General features: G+C 36.2%; 15 protein-coding genes and 1 riboswitch. Of the genes, 9 read left to right on the top strand and 6 right to left on the bottom strand.

All coding sequences use genetic code 11. The features are described from left to right. Positions 1-8: 8 nt before the first annotated feature. From ACYH9I_RS03225 to ACYH9I_RS03215, 3 genes are read right to left on the bottom strand one after another with little or no spacing between them, the layout of a single operon-like run. Entirely contained in the window at positions 9-644 is a 636-nt protein-coding gene (locus ACYH9I_RS03225; protein WP_483558879.1) for a thiamine diphosphokinase, read from the bottom strand. Between the two features lie 34 nt (positions 645-678). After that, on the bottom strand, positions 679-1,140 hold the full coding sequence (rimI, locus tag ACYH9I_RS03220; RefSeq protein WP_483558877.1) for a ribosomal protein S18-alanine N-acetyltransferase: 462 nt from the start codon (positions 1,138-1,140) through the stop codon (positions 679-681). Further along, positions 1,109-1,516, bottom strand: coding sequence for a DNA polymerase III subunit psi (locus ACYH9I_RS03215; protein WP_483558875.1), 408 nt, complete (start codon positions 1,514-1,516; stop codon positions 1,109-1,111). Before ACYH9I_RS03215 ends, rimI begins: the two co-directional genes overlap by 32 nt. Positions 1,517-1,604: 88 nt before the next feature. Between ACYH9I_RS03215 and rsmC the strand changes: the two genes are divergently transcribed. Then, the gene (rsmC, locus tag ACYH9I_RS03210) at positions 1,605-2,645 is read left to right on the top strand and encodes a 16S rRNA (guanine(1207)-N(2))-methyltransferase RsmC (protein ID WP_483558874.1); all 1,041 of its coding nucleotides are present in this window, start codon (positions 1,605-1,607) and stop codon (positions 2,643-2,645) included. A gap of 114 nt (positions 2,646-2,759) precedes the next feature. Here the strand turns inward: rsmC and ACYH9I_RS03205 are convergent, their stop codons facing one another. The 3 genes from ACYH9I_RS03205 to yihI form a co-directional block, all read right to left on the bottom strand. After that, complete coding sequence (locus ACYH9I_RS03205) at positions 2,760-3,569, bottom strand: hypothetical protein (RefSeq protein WP_483558873.1); 810 nt, start codon at positions 3,567-3,569, stop codon at positions 2,760-2,762. Positions 3,570-3,766: 197 nt separating this feature from the next. Further along, complete coding sequence (hemN, locus tag ACYH9I_RS03200) at positions 3,767-5,137, bottom strand: oxygen-independent coproporphyrinogen III oxidase (protein WP_483558871.1); 1,371 nt, start codon at positions 5,135-5,137, stop codon at positions 3,767-3,769. 322 nt (positions 5,138-5,459) lie between these two features. Beyond that, a complete protein-coding gene (gene yihI / locus ACYH9I_RS03195; RefSeq protein WP_483558869.1) occupies positions 5,460-5,954 on the bottom strand; it encodes a Der GTPase-activating protein YihI in 495 nt (164 codons plus the stop codon). Between the two features lie 170 nt (positions 5,955-6,124). Here yihI and coaA point away from each other — a divergent pair, with 170 nt between their 5' ends. From coaA to ACYH9I_RS03155, 8 genes are all read left to right on the top strand, one after another. Next, entirely contained in the window at positions 6,125-7,060 is a 936-nt protein-coding gene (gene coaA / locus ACYH9I_RS03190; RefSeq protein ID WP_483558868.1) for a type I pantothenate kinase, read from the top strand. A gap of 18 nt (positions 7,061-7,078) precedes the next feature. After that, positions 7,079-7,507 (top strand): DUF1090 domain-containing protein, encoded by a 429-nt coding sequence (locus ACYH9I_RS03185; RefSeq protein ID WP_483558866.1) that lies wholly within the window; start codon positions 7,079-7,081, stop codon positions 7,505-7,507. A 156-nt stretch (positions 7,508-7,663) separates the two neighbouring features. Then, positions 7,664-7,708: riboswitch (PreQ1 riboswitch) on the top strand. Between the two features lie 3 nt (positions 7,709-7,711). After that, positions 7,712-8,185 (top strand): preQ(1) synthase, encoded by a 474-nt coding sequence (gene queF, locus ACYH9I_RS03180; RefSeq protein WP_483558864.1) that lies wholly within the window; start codon positions 7,712-7,714, stop codon positions 8,183-8,185. 29 nt (positions 8,186-8,214) lie between these two features. After that, entirely contained in the window at positions 8,215-8,871 is a 657-nt protein-coding gene (gene queC / locus ACYH9I_RS03175) for a 7-cyano-7-deazaguanine synthase QueC (RefSeq protein ID WP_483558862.1), read from the top strand. A gap of 46 nt (positions 8,872-8,917) precedes the next feature. Further along, positions 8,918-9,604: a 7-cyano-7-deazaguanine/7-aminomethyl-7-deazaguanine transporter gene (locus ACYH9I_RS03170; RefSeq protein ID WP_483558860.1), complete on the top strand. Its 687-nt coding sequence runs from the start codon at positions 8,918-8,920 to the stop codon at positions 9,602-9,604. Positions 9,605-10,054: 450 nt separating this feature from the next. Next, entirely contained in the window at positions 10,055-11,542 is a 1,488-nt protein-coding gene (locus ACYH9I_RS03165) for a hypothetical protein (RefSeq protein ID WP_483558858.1), read from the top strand. A 374-nt stretch (positions 11,543-11,916) separates the two neighbouring features. Beyond that, positions 11,917-13,611 carry a hypothetical protein gene (locus ACYH9I_RS03160; protein WP_483558857.1) on the top strand — a complete coding sequence of 565 codons (1,695 nt, stop codon included), beginning with the start codon at positions 11,917-11,919 and terminating at the stop codon, positions 13,609-13,611. A gap of 735 nt (positions 13,612-14,346) precedes the next feature. After that, positions 14,347-15,291, top strand: coding sequence for a CYTH domain-containing protein (locus ACYH9I_RS03155; protein WP_483558855.1), 945 nt, complete (start codon positions 14,347-14,349; stop codon positions 15,289-15,291). Positions 15,292-15,316 lie beyond the last annotated feature (25 nt).

Here is a 15,316-nt window from a genome sequence, read left to right as displayed (position 1 = left end):
TGTCAATATCAATTAACATTATGTAAATTTTCAATAAAAATCATTAGGTGTCCCTCCTTAAAAGATATGTGAACTAAATTATTGATCGCTTTATTTCGTAAACTAACCTGTCCACCTAACGATAGCGTTTGGTCAATCAAAGGATATTGAAAGCCCGTGATGGTCAATTGTGTCACTTGAGAAAGTGGCATTAGTGAAATAATACGATCTTTTACATTGGTAATTTCTTGATCATACTTGGCAAAAAAGAAATGGCAATAGTTATCGTAAAAAGTGATTCGATATTGATGATAATATTTCATTGCAACAGAAATATTGCCCAAAAAGTGATCGCTAGCACGGCCACAAGCACCATAAACATCAAATTCTGTTATCCCTTTACAAGCTAAGAATAAAATAGCCTTTTCAAAATCAGTCTTATTTTGGTCGGGAGTATGAATGATTTTGGTTTTAGACGGAATTGTTTTGTTAACATGATAACTGTCTAAATCTCCAATAATAAAATCAGGCTCGATTGATAATGCCGACAAATAATTATGATAAGCGCCATCTGTACAAGCGATATAGGTGTACTTTTCTAAATTGCTAAAGTCATACAATGGCGGCTCACCATTGACAAAGAGTAAAGCTTTATTTTGTGACATCGGCTTTCCTTTTTTGATTTACCTGATTGGTTAATTACAAAGCTAACGTATAAGCCATGATAATCGCATCTTCTTGTTTACCGCCGGTTGTTGGGTAATAATTTTTTCTAACCGTTATTTGATTAAACCCAAGCGCATGATATAACTTGATTGCAGGGCTATTTGATTGTCTGACTTCAAGCCAAAGCGTTGAAATAGGGCAGGGCGATTTTATGGTTATTAACCTGTCTATCAAATGGTTGAGCAAAGCCTTTGCTAGCCCCTGTTTTCTAAAATTGGGGTGTATGGCAATATTAAATAGATTTGCTTCATCAGCAACTTGTTGGCAGATGCAAAACCCCACGATTTGGTCATCAATAGCTATTTTAAAATTTAAGTAGCAATCACCTTGGTTTGAAAAGAACGTCTGTTTTGACCAAGGAATGGCGTGACAGATTTGTTCTAATTCAAAAGCTTTTGCTAAATCATGTTCGGTTAGGATGGAAATAGTTTTCATATTGACATAACTGTTGCCAAAGTAGGCGTTTTTGTTGTGGTGTTTTTGCAAGTTGATCTAAGCTAGTGGTTTGAATCGTTAATGGGTTTTGCCAAGATTCTTCAGGCGTTATATCGATAAACCAAATTACCGTTTTAATATCACTGGCAGATACAATAAGTTGAGATGGTGTTAATACTAGCACCTGATCTTGAGTAAGACGGATCGCATTTAATATATCCAGATAGATTTTTTGGGTTGGCTGCTCTTTGGCAACGACAATTAGCCGGATATTATCGCTGATATGGGTAGCGATTTCGCCTTTAAAGACATTTGTGTTGCGCAAAACATATTGCGTTATATTACACTGCTTGAGGTACCAATCTTGTTGTGTCATTATTGACTTACTGTTTTTTATTAGAGATTAAAGATAGTTAATTGTATAATCAACGCATCAATTTATAAAGGTTTTTCATTGAGGAAATATGGCAACATCTGCTTTTACGCCAGCAAGTCAAGTACTTGAACGTCATCAAACATTATTTAACGATAAAAATGTGATCATCGTTGGTGATATTCAAGACAGTTATCCCGCTATCATGTCAGCAAATCAAGTTAAGATTCATTGCACGCAATTTCATACTTATTTGCGTTTAAAAAATAGTGCTCGTGGCAAGAATACTTATTTTTCATTATTGCCAGAAGCAGAACTCTATGCCGGTATGGATACGCTAATTTACTATTGGCCAAAAACAAAAAGCGAAGCGCAGTTTCAACTCTCTTATTTATTGCATAATATGCCAAAAGGCAGTGATATTTTTATCATTGGTGAAAATAGAACAGGTGTAAAAAGCGTGGAAGCTTTATTGAGTGATTTTGGGACAATTCAAAAAATCGATAGTGCAAGGCGTTGTGGCCTATATCATTTTCAGGCGGATAGCCGTTTGGCCTTTGATCTTGATGAGTGGTGGTTAAGTTATCATTTAACTATTGAAAATCAAAATATTGAAATCAAAAGTTTACCCGGTGTTTTTAGCCAAAAAGGGTTAGATACCGGTAGTGAATTACTCTTAAATGCATTGATGGATCGTACTGATATTATTAAAGGTAATGTATTAGATGTGGGGTGTGGTTCAGGCATCTTATCCACGGTGCTAGGTAAATTATATCCTGATATTACATTAACGTTATCTGATGTAAGCAGTGCAGCAATTGAATCAAGTAAAGCCACGTTAAACCGTAATCATGTTAATGCCACAGTTGTAGCGAGTGACGTTTTTTCAAATCTAAATGATAAATATCATCTTATTGTTTCGAATCCACCTTTTCATGACGGTAAACAGACTGATTACACGGCCGTTAATACGTTAATCAAAGAAGCGAAAAAACACCTAAAATTAAATGGCTATTTGTGCATTGTGGCAAATTCATTTTTACCGTATCAAACCATTTTAGATGAAACATTCAAAAGCGTTGAAGTGATTGCCCAAACGACAAAATTTAAGGTTTATCTAGCAAGCCATTAATAAGTGCAGTTTGTTTATTTTGTTTAAAAAAATAGGGCGATGTTATCGCCCTATGTATAAAATTTAAATATTTAAACTTAAACTGATTTCACTATTCTTGATATCATATCTGGATTAAGAGAGAGCTTCTTTTAATGCCTGCATTTCATTATAGGTAAAATCACAGCGCGTAAATTCTTGATCAAGAAGAATAGGAACAGAGTTGCTTTCTCCGACTACGGCCAACACATTACATTTATTTCTAATCCTATCACCTATAATGATTGGTCCACCGTTTGAGTCTTTATTAAAATTGGCTGCATATTTAGCATTTATTCCTTGTGCATTGTTTGCACGATATAAAGCTGTTACTGTTTTACCATAAGAAACTAATTTAACTGGCACAATAACAGGTGTTAATTTTTGCCCGTTAATTTCCTTGATAACTTTTGTCATTTTATGTGTTCTTAAGAAACATCCTAAACTCATCCATGTAACCAACAACAACAAAAGAATAAGACCAGTAGTAGCCACAAATACAGTTCGCATATTCTCAATAGCTAAATCGATTGTTACTAGAGATGGATCATCGGCCGAAGCTATAGTTACAACTTGATAATTTCCTTTTTTCCCTCCAATGAAAGTATAATCACGCTCAATAACTTGTCCTGTATCAGTGGTAATTTTCACTGAACAGTTATCAACCGAACGTTTTGCACGACATGTTCCTTCTACGTCATAGTTAACCACAACTGGATTCCGTGATATTTTATAATCATCAATTAATCCAGGATAATTTCTTATGCCTATAAACACAGCTAACACAAATAAAATTATTGCTGCACTTATTCTTCTTATTTGATGGAATGAGCCTTCTTGCTTTAGTTTCATAACTTTTAAAGGGCGAGTTGGAAATACTTCCACTAATTTATTCGTCAATCCCATTTTATAAATATACTCCTTATTAAAAATAAAATTTCATGTTTAAAGAATAAAATTGTGTTATTAAAGGCTAACCTTTAATAACACAATAAATTAACAAGTTATTACTTTCTTTTATTAATTTGGACAAAATCTTATCATAATATTTATTTTATAGGAATCACTCGCGTTGTTTCAGTAATTTGAAAAACGATATCAAATTAAATAACTCTGGAAAACTGTTGCTGCCTTGCCATTTTTCGCATATAAATATCAAAGCACATGCAAATATTGCGTATCAATAAATGCCCTTTAGGTTGAACTTTAATTATCTTGTCATTTACTGTGACTAATCCATCTTGTTGCAATGGGGCGAGTAATTTTAAGTCTTCAGCAAAATAGTTATCGAACTGGATATGAAATTGTTCTTCTATTGCTTTTTTATCTAAATAAAAGTGGCAAATAAGCTGCTTGATTACATCTCGACGAATGATATCATCTTGATTTAAATTAAATCCTTTCCATAACCCATGACCTTTTTGTTCAACTTGACTTTGATAAGCTCTAAGATCTTTTTGGTTTTGCGCATAACTATCACCTAACATACTAATGGCTGACACACCCAGCCCAAGTAAATCCGCATCTCCTTGCGTTGTGTAACCCTGAAAATTACGGTGTAGCTGATTTTCTTGTTGAGCAATCGCTAATTCATCAGTAGGTTTGGCAAAATGATCCATGCCGATAAATTGATATCCCGCTTCGGTTAGTTTTTGAATACTTGTGTATAAAATCTGTAATTTTTGATTAGCATTAGGTAAATCAGCATCTTTAATTTTACGTTGTGCTGCAAAACGGCTCGGCAAGTGGGCGTAATTAAATACACTTAAACGATCGGGCGAGATATCAATCACTTTGTTGAGCGTTTCGGTAAAACTAGTAACTGTTTGTTTCGGTAAGCCATAAATGAGATCTAAACTAATTGAGTCAAAATTATTTTTGCGAGCTTGATTAATAAGAGAACGTATTAATGTTTCATCTTGCTCGCGATTAATTAGATTTTGAATTTCATGATTAAAATCTTGAATTCCCATGCTTAAACGATTAAATCCAACGTGAGCTAAATGATCAATAGTTTGTGGGGTAATTTCTCGCGGATCGATTTCGATCGAAAGTTCAGCGTTATCGGCAAAATTGAAATGCTTTTTTAGCGAAGTTATTAGTCGAGTGATTTCATCATCAGTTAAAAAAGTCGGCGTACCGCCACCCCAGTGCATTTGGGTTACTGTTCGATTGTTAAACAATTTGGCACGCTTGGCAATTTCAATATCTAAAATATCTAAGTATTTGGTGACTTTTTGCGTTTGGCGAGTAATGAGTTTATTACAACCGCAAAAATAACAAAGCTTATGGCAAAACGGAATATGCACATAAAGCGATAATGGCTTTGTTGTGTAACGTGCTGCTGCCGATAAAAAATCTTGCTCATTAAAATTTTCATTAAATTCAAGTGCAGTAGGGTAAGAGGTATATCTTGGACCAGAATAGTTATATTTTTCAATTAACGCCTGATCCCATAATTGCATATCAGTCATGCTTTTGCTTCCGTTTAGGGCTGTGTTTAATGTTGTTATTTTTGTGAATTTTTAATGGTTGTTTTTGTTGGTTTCTGATTTTTGTTTTAATTTTAATTCGATTAGTTTTATTTAAATATAACAATGTGCAGATTAATAACCCAAAATATAAACTTAACATAATTAATATTGGCATTATGATTCGCTCGCTTTTTAAGTTATTAATAGATTTTATAAAAAATAATAGTTTTTAATTTTAAATTATGAGCAGAAATTAAATGATTAGGATCGTATTTCTGCTTGCATTGAGAAGATACTCATAAGTACTAATGACAGTTGTCTCTTATGAGTTTCGTTTTAATAAACTAACGATATCTTCTTTCTTTTCGTCTTCATCTTCGAAATCATCATCAGTATAACCCAGCTCTTGCATCAACTCATCAATACGATTTAATTTGCTATCAAGATAAGTTTGTTGATCTTTAGTGAGTTTGGCATTTTGCTCGACTAGATCCAGTAACATATCTAATTTTGGATCGTTTTCTAATTGTTCTAATTCTTGTTGTGGCGATAAAACTGTTTTAGCCGGTTTTGGTTGTTTAACGGGTTTTATTGCATTGCTAGCACTTTCAACAACTAATGAAATCGGTTTTTTACTGCCAATGCGTGGATCTTTGCTTTTGCTTGTCGAATTTTTATTTTTGTTATTATCTTGATTATTAAAGCGAGAGCCACTTGGTAAGCCTTTGTGCTTACGTTTGCGCTTTAGCTCACGAGACTCTTCATTAATCTCTTGACGGCTTTTTTTAGTTTTTTGTTTCGATTTATTCTTTAACATACAATCTCTGTTTAATATTAGGGTTAATCATTTAACCAGCGTATTTTATCAGTAAGTCTTAAATATAGCTATGATGAAGCAGCCATGCTAATTTAAGATTGTAAAAAAAGAGATTTATGTATAATCTGAGCCCAATAAATTTGTCAGATCGAATTAGAGAACAAAATAAAATGAAAAATCATTTGAGCCCTTATATGCAATTTAACCGTCAAGAATGGGCAAGTTTGCGTAATGCTGTACCGATGACGTTAACCCCTGACGAGTTAACTTCTTTACAAGGCATTAATGAAGACTTATCGATGGATGAAGTCAGTGACATCTATTTACCTTTATCAAGGTTACTTAATTATTATATTAGTAATAGCTTTAGCCGGCAGGCGGTACTTTCTAAGTTTTTAGGCAAAAGTCACAAAATCCCTTATATTATCGGTATTGCCGGTAGCGTTGCAGTAGGCAAAAGCACAACAGCAAGGGTATTGCAGGCATTGTTAACGCGTTGGCCAGAGCATCGTAAAGTAGCTTTAGTGACAACCGATGGATTTTTATACCCCAATAAATGCCTTGAAGAACGTGGAATAATGAACAAAAAAGGCTTTCCACAATCATATGATATTAAAAAACTGATCAATTTTGTTGCGGATATAAAGTCAGGACAAGCTAACGTTAAAGCACCGGTGTATTCTCATCTGGTTTATGATATTGTCGAAGGTGAAGAAATGGTGATTGATAGTCCAGATATTTTGATTCTTGAAGGATTAAATGTACTACAAAGCACCTTGAATTATCCGCAAGCAAATAACCGTGTTTTTGTTTCTGATTATGTCGATTTTTCCATTTATGTTGATGCCGAGGTTTCGTTATTACATGATTGGTATGTGAACCGCTTTTTAAAATTTAGAGCTGGTGCATTTAGTGATCCCAACTCTTACTTTAACCACTACTCAAAACTGCCAGAACAAGAGGCCGTCAACATTGCTAATCGCCTTTGGCATGAAATTAATGAATTAAATTTGGTTGAAAACATCTTACCTACAAGAGAAAGGGCGAGTTTAATCCTGACTAAAGGTAAAGATCATAAAGTGGATTTGGTTCAGTTAAGAAAATAAGGTAAAGGGGGGATTGATATGAAGTCAGTAATTCAAGTAATAACTAAAGTAACCATTATTACTTTTGTGGGTTTATTTTCGCTTGGCGCTTATGCTTCAGAACATTCTGAAGGATTAACGTGTGAAAGCAAAAAACAAAATATTGAATCACAGATTGATTATGCTAAAAAAAATAATAACTCTCATCAAGTTCAAGGGCTTGAAAAGGCATTACATGATGTCAATAATTATTGTTCAAATGATAAGTTAGAAGAAAAATATAATAAAAAAATTCAAGAAAAGACAGATAAAGTTGTCAAAAGAACCCAAGAATTAAATCAGGCAAAAACAAAAGGTGATGAACACAAAATTGCCAAACAACAAGCAAAATTATCCGAGGCCGAACAAGAACTCAATGAAGCAAAAACTGAATTAGCTAAATTTTATCAAGAATTAAAATTAAGATAAGCGGTAACAAGTAGATTATTCACCCGCGTCGATTGCCTTTCCACTATGTTTTTATCATTAACCCCATCAATAGTTACTGTTGATGAGGTTAGTTTGATATTTTGTATTCTTTGTCACACTAGACTTTTATATTTAAAAAGAGTATGGTGTGCGGCTTGTTACGTGGTTCGTAAACCTCCCACGCTAAAAAACTAAGGAAACATCATGAATAAAATTACACTACTAGGCGATCAGTCTGTTCGCTATCCTACAACCTATTGTCCTGAAATACTCGAAACGTTCGATAATAAACATCCGAATAACGACTATTTTGTTAAATTTAATTGCCCAGAGTTTACTAGCCTTTGCCCTATCACTGGTCAGCCTGATTTTGCAACGATTTATATTTCGTACATACCCAATATCAAAATGGTTGAAAGTAAATCGCTAAAGCTTTATTTATTTAGCTTTCGTAATCATGGTGATTATCACGAAGATTGTATTAATATCATCATGAAAGATCTAATTAAATTAATGGATCCTAAATATATTGAAGTTTGGGGCAAATTTACACCACGCGGTGGTATTTCGATTGATCCTTATGCCAACTATGGCAAATCAGGTACCCATTGGCAACAAGTTGCGGCAAATCGATTAGCTAATCACGATATGTATCCAGAAAAAGTGGATAATCGCTAATTTATAATCCATCCAAACAGGAACCGTTAATGCAAACTCGTAAAGCACTCGTTATATTTTCTGGCGGGCAAGATTCAACTACCTGCTTACTGCAAGCCATTGCCGATTATGGACGTGAAAATGTTCAGGCAATCAGCTTTCATTATGGTCAACGTCATGCCATTGAGCTTGAAAAAGCCAAATGGATCGCTAAAGATTTAGGTATAAAGCAAACTGTCATTGATACATCAGTTATCAAACAAACCACGAATAATGCGCTCATCGACGACTCACAAGAAATTAAAGCAGCTCAAGATGGCGATTATCCTAATACCTTTGTGGATGGGCGTAATATGCTCTTTTTACTATTAGCTGGATGCCATGCCAAGCAGCAGGGCATTTCTGACATTATTATTGGAGTTTGTGAAACCGACTTTAGTGGTTATCCAGATTGTCGTGATATCTTTATTAAATCAATGAATGTATCGATGAATTTAGCCATGGATTATGCGTTTAATCTTATTACACCACTGATGTATTTGACCAAAGCACAAACATGGGAAATAGCCGATAAACTGGGCTATCTTGATTATGTCCAACAACATACCCACACCTGTTATTACGGGGTTGAAGGGGGATGTGGCAAGTGTCCTAGCTGTTTGCTGCGCGATAAGGGCTTGCAAGAATATATGGCTAGGGCTAGATAGATTTATTAATAACTGGGTTCTCTCACCCCATTAAAAAGGAAAAAAGATGTACTTAAAGAATCATTTCGAATCGATAGAAAAAAACTTTACCCGTGGGCAACAGCAAAAAGCGCTTTACTGGTTGGCTTTTTTCCATATTTTAGTTATTGCTTCAAGCAATTATTTAGTCCAAATCCCATTTGATATTTTTGGTTTTCACACCACATGGGGGGCTTTCACTTTTCCGTTTATCTTTTTAACCACCGATTTGACCATTCGAATTTATGGTGCAAGTTTGGCAAGAAAGATCATTTTTGTGGTGATGATCCCCGCATTGCTATTTTCATACCTTATTTCGGTATTATTTTTTGAGACACATTGGGTTGGCTTGTCGGCATTGACTGAATTTAATAGCTTTGTATTTCGAATAGCGCTAGCGAGTTTTGCCGCTTATCTGGTTGGGCAATTGATGGATATCACTGTTTTTAACTATTTAAGAAAAAATAAATCATGGTGGGTTGCACCAACAGCATCAGCAATCTTTGGTAATGGTATTGATACTATTGTCTTTTTTGCTATCGCATTTTATCAAAGTAGCGATGAATTTATGGCAAATCATTGGACCGAAATTTCGTTAATGGACTATAGCTTTAAAATTCTGATTTGTGGATTATTCTTTTTGCCTCTTTATGGAGTGATTTTAAATTTTATTCTAAAAAAATTAGTTTCAGCGCCCAAAACAATTAATCATTAAAATCTAAATTTTAGTTACTTACCTAAATAAACATAAACTCATTTATTATTTTTAGATGAGTTTTATGTTTAATACTGAAAAAACACACCAATATCTCACAACATCCAAAGGTTAATATAGCCTTTTATCCGGCGTCGGGCAGCCGAAGGCTTCATTCTGCATCCTGCGCTAGGTTTTTAGGAAATTTTGCCAAAAATTGGCGCTTTAGTATTTAGTTAGCTATAATTTTGATGATTTTTTAGCAAAATACAGCTCATTAAAAAAACGAACAACTATAAAAATAAAACACAAATTAACAGGAGGTCGGATATTGTGTGCTATCATTATAACAGGCATTGGCAGTGCTATACCTTAAATCTATTTAAGTTTCAGCGTAATCAAAAACAAACTCCATTTTGCTTTTTATCATCAAATCTAGCGAAATCACCAAAATTGCCGTCGATTTCCAACTTGTTATCCAAATCAGCCATAGTTTTTGCACCATTGTTGTTATTGCCATATTCAGTGAGTTCACAGGCGTTGTTGTCTCGGACTTCACAGGTTATTAATGGCTCTGCGCCGTATTTGACGCTTGATGGTGGCGTCACTAAATTAACTACAACTGATGATTTATTAAGTATTAAGTTATCGGACGGTCAAGTTCTCACTCCACAAAATAATAACTCAGTGATGACGCCAATTCATTTACCTAATGCAGGTGATACTCTTGCTAATATTGAAATGATAGTCCCACCATCAACCAACTCTGTGAGTATAAGTAGCTTGGTAACTCAAGGTAATTGGGGAGATGATGATGGAGATAGACTGGGAGCTAATGGTGTTACTGCAACGGGGAGTATATCAGTATCGTTTACGGATAAAAACGGTAAAGCCATTAGTCGTAATGATACATTAAATATTTGTAAGGCACCTTATAAAGTAACATTAAGTAGTACAGATGGTAGTTTAGCTACAGAGTATGGTGTACCAAATAGAAGTACTTTTAGTGGAAGTACGGTATCATATCATATCAATCCGAATTCACAACAGCCTAAAGTTTGTTATGCAAGGCCACGTTTGGTATTTGGTGGCACTAATTCCTATGGCGATAACCCCCGCTTTGCTGGTCCATCTAACATATGGGATCCTGCTAATGGTTTTTTAACGCAGTCAATTAATCCATCGTCTTATAGTCTCAATTTCCCCACTACGGGTGCTGATGGATTGTATTTTGATTTAGATGTTGGTGGAGCCGATGCAAGTCAACTAACTTGGTCTACGGTCACCAATGGTACTGATATAACAGCAACGGTGAGTTGGGTAAGACCTCGTTCAGACTCATTCACCATCCCATGCCGATGGTGCTCGGGTTACACTACATACGATGATTGGATTACTGATAAATCCCAAAATGTAACGCGGGTAACGTTACATGGTCCTAGGGCGGATAGTGCTAAAATACAATCAAGTAATCCTAGTCAACTTATAGTTCCATCTTTGCCACAGGTATTTGAGTTGGAGGGGAGGGATAGTAATGGTAATGTGGTCGTTAAATATGGATTTGAGTTGAAGCAGTGGTTTGTCCATCGGGGAGAGAAATATACTACTGTTCCTGAGCAAACAACTTGGTGTAGTAGTTTAGGGTATCGTTTTTCGCAAATAAGGGATTTAAGCAATGCGAAATGTGGTATACATAATTCTTATTTTCCATGTGTAGGAGGTATAGATGGCTCCACACCGTCGTCAGGCACTCTATATTACCAGCGTCGAATAGGCGCTGGGTTTTTAAGTGAGTGGAGCGATGTATCCTATTACGGTGATGCTGCTGGTTTTGGTCGTGGTGACATCTGGACCAGTGATGCAATATCAAATACAGTCCACTTATATATTCGCAGAGAAGGTTATGTGAATCAGTACAATATTTCCGGAGGAGGCTATGCTTTTTGCACCGTACCTTAGTGTTTAGTTCTTAATCCTTGGACTGTGGGGTGTTTATGTGTAAATAGAGATCAATCAACCAAAGAACCAAGCCCCCCAATGTTAAGCCTCAAGCCAGTTAGTTGGAGTGGCACTGTTGTGATTAACTACCACAACAGTGCTATCGATTCCTAATAACTAAACCCATTTCCCAAAAAATGCTAACAAAAGCTCAACCTTGTTCTTAACAAAACTTTACAAACATTTAACAAAAAAACTAGCGCATTATTAATCAACCGGTTATAATTCAATCTCTTTCAAAACAAGAGAGAGCTCACCAGTTAAGCAGTCAGTTTTAAAAAATTTAAATAAAACAAAAAATTACTTGACAGGATAATCGAAATGCGCTACCATGCATGGCATCTGGCATCTGGCATCTGGCATGCCAAACCTACGCCCTAAATCTTTTTCAATTTCACTGTAGCCTAAATCAGACTCAGTTCTTATTTTTATCACCTAAATTATCAAAATCATTGCACTTAGCGAAGTCGCCGTGTTTATCGGCAGAGTTATCGCCAAGGCCGAGACACTTATCTTTTCTATCTAAATTACCAGACTTACTTAAATTATTTAGATTACCTAAATTGCCGTTGTTCTTTGCGTTGCTGCTCTTATTGTCGTATTCGCAGTGTTCTATGGCATTGACGGCAAATACATCAAAGGAAATAGAGGGTACTGCGCCGTATTTAACGTTCGACGGTGGTCGAACAAGGAGCACATCAACGGATAGTTTGTTGTCTATAAGGTTGCAGGATGGTCAAGTCATCACGCCGTCTACTAATACATCAAGTGTATCAAATCCAATAAGATTGCCTTATGCAGGGAATACTCTGGATGATATAGATATGATAGTCCCATCATCAACTAGTTCAGTGAATTTAAGTGATTTAATCACTAGGTATAATTATTGGGGGGATGATGATGGGGATGGACAGGGTACAAGTGGTATTACTGCTACAGGGAGTATATCGGTATCGTTTACGGATAAGGATGGGAATACGGTTAATCGTAGTGATGCATTGGATATATGTAATGCTCCTTATAGGGTAAGGTTAGTAAGTACAGGGGGAAGTTTAACTACCCTGTATGGGGTGCCAAGGAGTAGTAATTTCGGTGGAGCTACGGTGGATTATTATATCAATCCGTATAACACTGTTGCTCGTGTTTGTTACGCAAGGCCGAATTTGTTAATGGGTGGTACTACTGACATCGTTTCTAATGATAATCCTCGCTACGCAGGTCCAGCTAACATATGGAGTCCCGTTAAGGGTTTTTTAGTTCAGTCAACAAGTCCATCATCTTACAACCGAAACTTTTCGACAACGGGGGCTGATGGGTTGTATTTTGATTTAGACATAGGTGGAGTAGGTGGAAGTCAGTTGACGTGGTGTGTTGTCACGAATGGTAGTATAAGAGCAACGGTAAGTTGGACAAAGCCGCGTTCTGGTGCATTCACAGACCCACATGGAAATATTCTACAAGCCGATGAATGGATTAGAGATAAATCCAGTTATGTAACACGGGTAACGTTAAGCGGTCCTAGGGCGGATAGCTCTCAGTTACAGTCAGCTACTCCTAATCCATTGATTGTGCCATCTTTGCCACAGACGTTTGAGTTAGTCGGTAGAGATAGTCGAGGTAATGAGGTGAGGTATGGATTTGTGTTAAAGCAGTGGTTCGTCCATCGTGGTGTTAGTGTGCGTAATCAGTCTAACCAATCCTCTTGGTGTAGAAGTTTGGGGTATCGTTTGTCAGAGGTTAGGGATTTAACTAATGCGACTTGTTCTGGTTTTAATTCAGGTTCATATTGTCAAGGCGTAGTAGGTGCCACGCCGTCGTCTAGTAATAATATTTACCAACGTCACATAGGTGCTGGTTTTTTCACGGAGTGGGGCAGCATGGGTATCTACGCTGATGCTGACTTCGTCCCCGGCAGCTACTGGACGGGCGATGCCTCAGGTGGTAATGGCTTCAATGTCTACTCGGACAGCGGCGCCGTTAACGGGCTCAGGGCTAGCTTCAGCTACTATGCTGTTTGCACCGCACCTTAGTTTTTATTTCTTAGCCCTTAATCCTTGGGCAGCGGGGGCGGTTATGGTGTAAATAGAGGATAATCTAACAAAGAATAAAGCCCCGTGTAAGTTGGGAGCATTTTTCCTTAGGGTTGCGCTGTTGCGGTTTAAATTTGTGGTCTATTTATAGTACAGCAAGGTTTCGGACGTTTTGACCTTGGGTGAACAAAATAGCTGCAGTGACCACGTCCGAGCTAAGGGAATTAGAGCGAATTCCCTTAGCAATCCCGCGCTTTGGCTACAGAATGTGGCCTACGGCTGCCCGACGCCGGTGCGTACCGGCTATGATTACTCGTATCATCCTGATACTCGCCTCTTCGAGGCCATCTTCGCTTTGCTCAGATGTTCAAATTTGTTCCAGACAAATTTGTCGTTCCAGACGGAGAATAGCCTCGCTCTGTTGTCGACACATTCTGACGCCGGAATAAGACAAATAACATAATCTTAAGTGTTTTTTGGTGAATTGTTTTTTGTTAAAAAGCAATGTAATTACATCCAAAAAGTGGTCAGGAAAGGTATTGATTTTATTGAAGTTTTTGTTTTTTTGTGTTTTTAAAGAAAATCAACCGCTTATGTAACCTAAGCAAAACGCCGACATACAACAAATCAACAAAACCACAAACATCTATCCCCCCACACTTAATGCATGTTTAAGTATATTTCTTAAATTATTCAATATATGATATAGCAAAATAACCAATATAAAACAGAACAATGAGTAACGAAATCGAATTAAAGTTTGAAATCAATACCAGCGATATAGCTAGTTTTAAATCTTTTTTAGAACAATGGTTAGATTGTGACAAAGCCGAATTTTCGGCAATATCATCAACAAAACGAAGTTTTACAAAGCTAAATTTAACCAATACTTATTATGACACCAACGATCATTATTTACGTAATCATGGTTGTGGACTTCGCGTAAGGGGGAGTGATGATGGTTTAGTGAAACGTTTTGAAATCACATTAAAACGTGACAAAAAATCGATTGCGGGGTTGCATGAGCGTGCAGAATTTAATGTTGATTTACCTGATTCTGTCCCCGATTTAACCGTATTGCCTTGCCATGCATTACCAAATGGCTGTGATGTTGCTCTACTACAACGGGATTTACAACCTCTCTTTACCACCGATTTTGAACGACAAGCGTGGTTAATTTCGTTTGCCAATAGCGAAATTGAAGTTGCGTTAGATCAAGGGCAAATCAGCTCAAATAATCAGTCTATCCTCATTAAAGAAGTTGAACTGGAAATCAAACAAGGTAATAAACAAGATTTACTAAATTTTGCTATTGAGCTAACTCGATTTAATTTGCATCTATTTTCACAAAGTAAAGCTTCTAGAGGTTATCGATTACTGAACAATCTGGCACCTAAAAAATGCGTTTATGTGCTTTCAAGCCAATGTGATTTAGCTGAGTTGCTCGAGTTTTGGCAACAAAACGAAGAATATGCGTTAGAAGTGGATGATTTAGCATACTACCTGCAAACATTAAATCAGGTAAATGATGAGTTAACCAATAAACCACTATCTCACGAACCGGAATTTGCCCAATGGCAAACGGCATTATTATCTATTAGTTCAATAAAAGCGTTTGCTTTTAGTGAGATAAATACCAAATTAAAATTGATGCTGATAGCCAGTATGCATTATTTGTAAGGAATAACTATATCAGTAGCAAAAG

Source organism: Gilliamella sp. X-23, from assembly GCF_057063545.1.
Note: the sequence above shows the minus strand (reverse complement) of the source record. Positions and strands in the feature narration are given on the sequence as shown.

What these genes read in the sequence shown, in the direction of transcription:
- ACYH9I_RS03160 (WP_483558857.1), top strand. Translation starts at nt 11,917, where the DNA reads ATGGCATCTGGCATCTGGCATCTGGCATGCCAAACCTACGCCCTAAAT.
- hemN (WP_483558871.1), bottom strand. Translation starts at nt 5,137, where the DNA reads ATGACTGATATGCAATTATGGGATCAGGCGTTAATTGAAAAATATAAC.
- ACYH9I_RS03225 (WP_483558879.1), bottom strand. Translation starts at nt 644, where the DNA reads ATGTCACAAAATAAAGCTTTACTCTTTGTCAATGGTGAGCCGCCATTG.
- rimI (WP_483558877.1), bottom strand. Translation starts at nt 1,140, where the DNA reads ATGAAAACTATTTCCATCCTAACCGAACATGATTTAGCAAAAGCTTTT.
- rsmC (WP_483558874.1), top strand. Translation starts at nt 1,605, where the DNA reads ATGGCAACATCTGCTTTTACGCCAGCAAGTCAAGTACTTGAACGTCAT.
- queC (WP_483558862.1), top strand. Translation starts at nt 8,215, where the DNA reads ATGCAAACTCGTAAAGCACTCGTTATATTTTCTGGCGGGCAAGATTCA.
- ACYH9I_RS03205 (WP_483558873.1), bottom strand. Translation starts at nt 3,569, where the DNA reads ATGGGATTGACGAATAAATTAGTGGAAGTATTTCCAACTCGCCCTTTA.
- queF (WP_483558864.1), top strand. Translation starts at nt 7,712, where the DNA reads ATGAATAAAATTACACTACTAGGCGATCAGTCTGTTCGCTATCCTACA.
- ACYH9I_RS03215 (WP_483558875.1), bottom strand. Translation starts at nt 1,516, where the DNA reads ATGACACAACAAGATTGGTACCTCAAGCAGTGTAATATAACGCAATAT.
- ACYH9I_RS03185 (WP_483558866.1), top strand. Translation starts at nt 7,079, where the DNA reads ATGAAGTCAGTAATTCAAGTAATAACTAAAGTAACCATTATTACTTTT.
- coaA (WP_483558868.1), top strand. Translation starts at nt 6,125, where the DNA reads ATGAAAAATCATTTGAGCCCTTATATGCAATTTAACCGTCAAGAATGG.
- ACYH9I_RS03170 (WP_483558860.1), top strand. Translation starts at nt 8,918, where the DNA reads ATGTACTTAAAGAATCATTTCGAATCGATAGAAAAAAACTTTACCCGT.
- yihI (WP_483558869.1), bottom strand. Translation starts at nt 5,954, where the DNA reads ATGTTAAAGAATAAATCGAAACAAAAAACTAAAAAAAGCCGTCAAGAG.
- ACYH9I_RS03155 (WP_483558855.1), top strand. Translation starts at nt 14,347, where the DNA reads ATGAGTAACGAAATCGAATTAAAGTTTGAAATCAATACCAGCGATATA.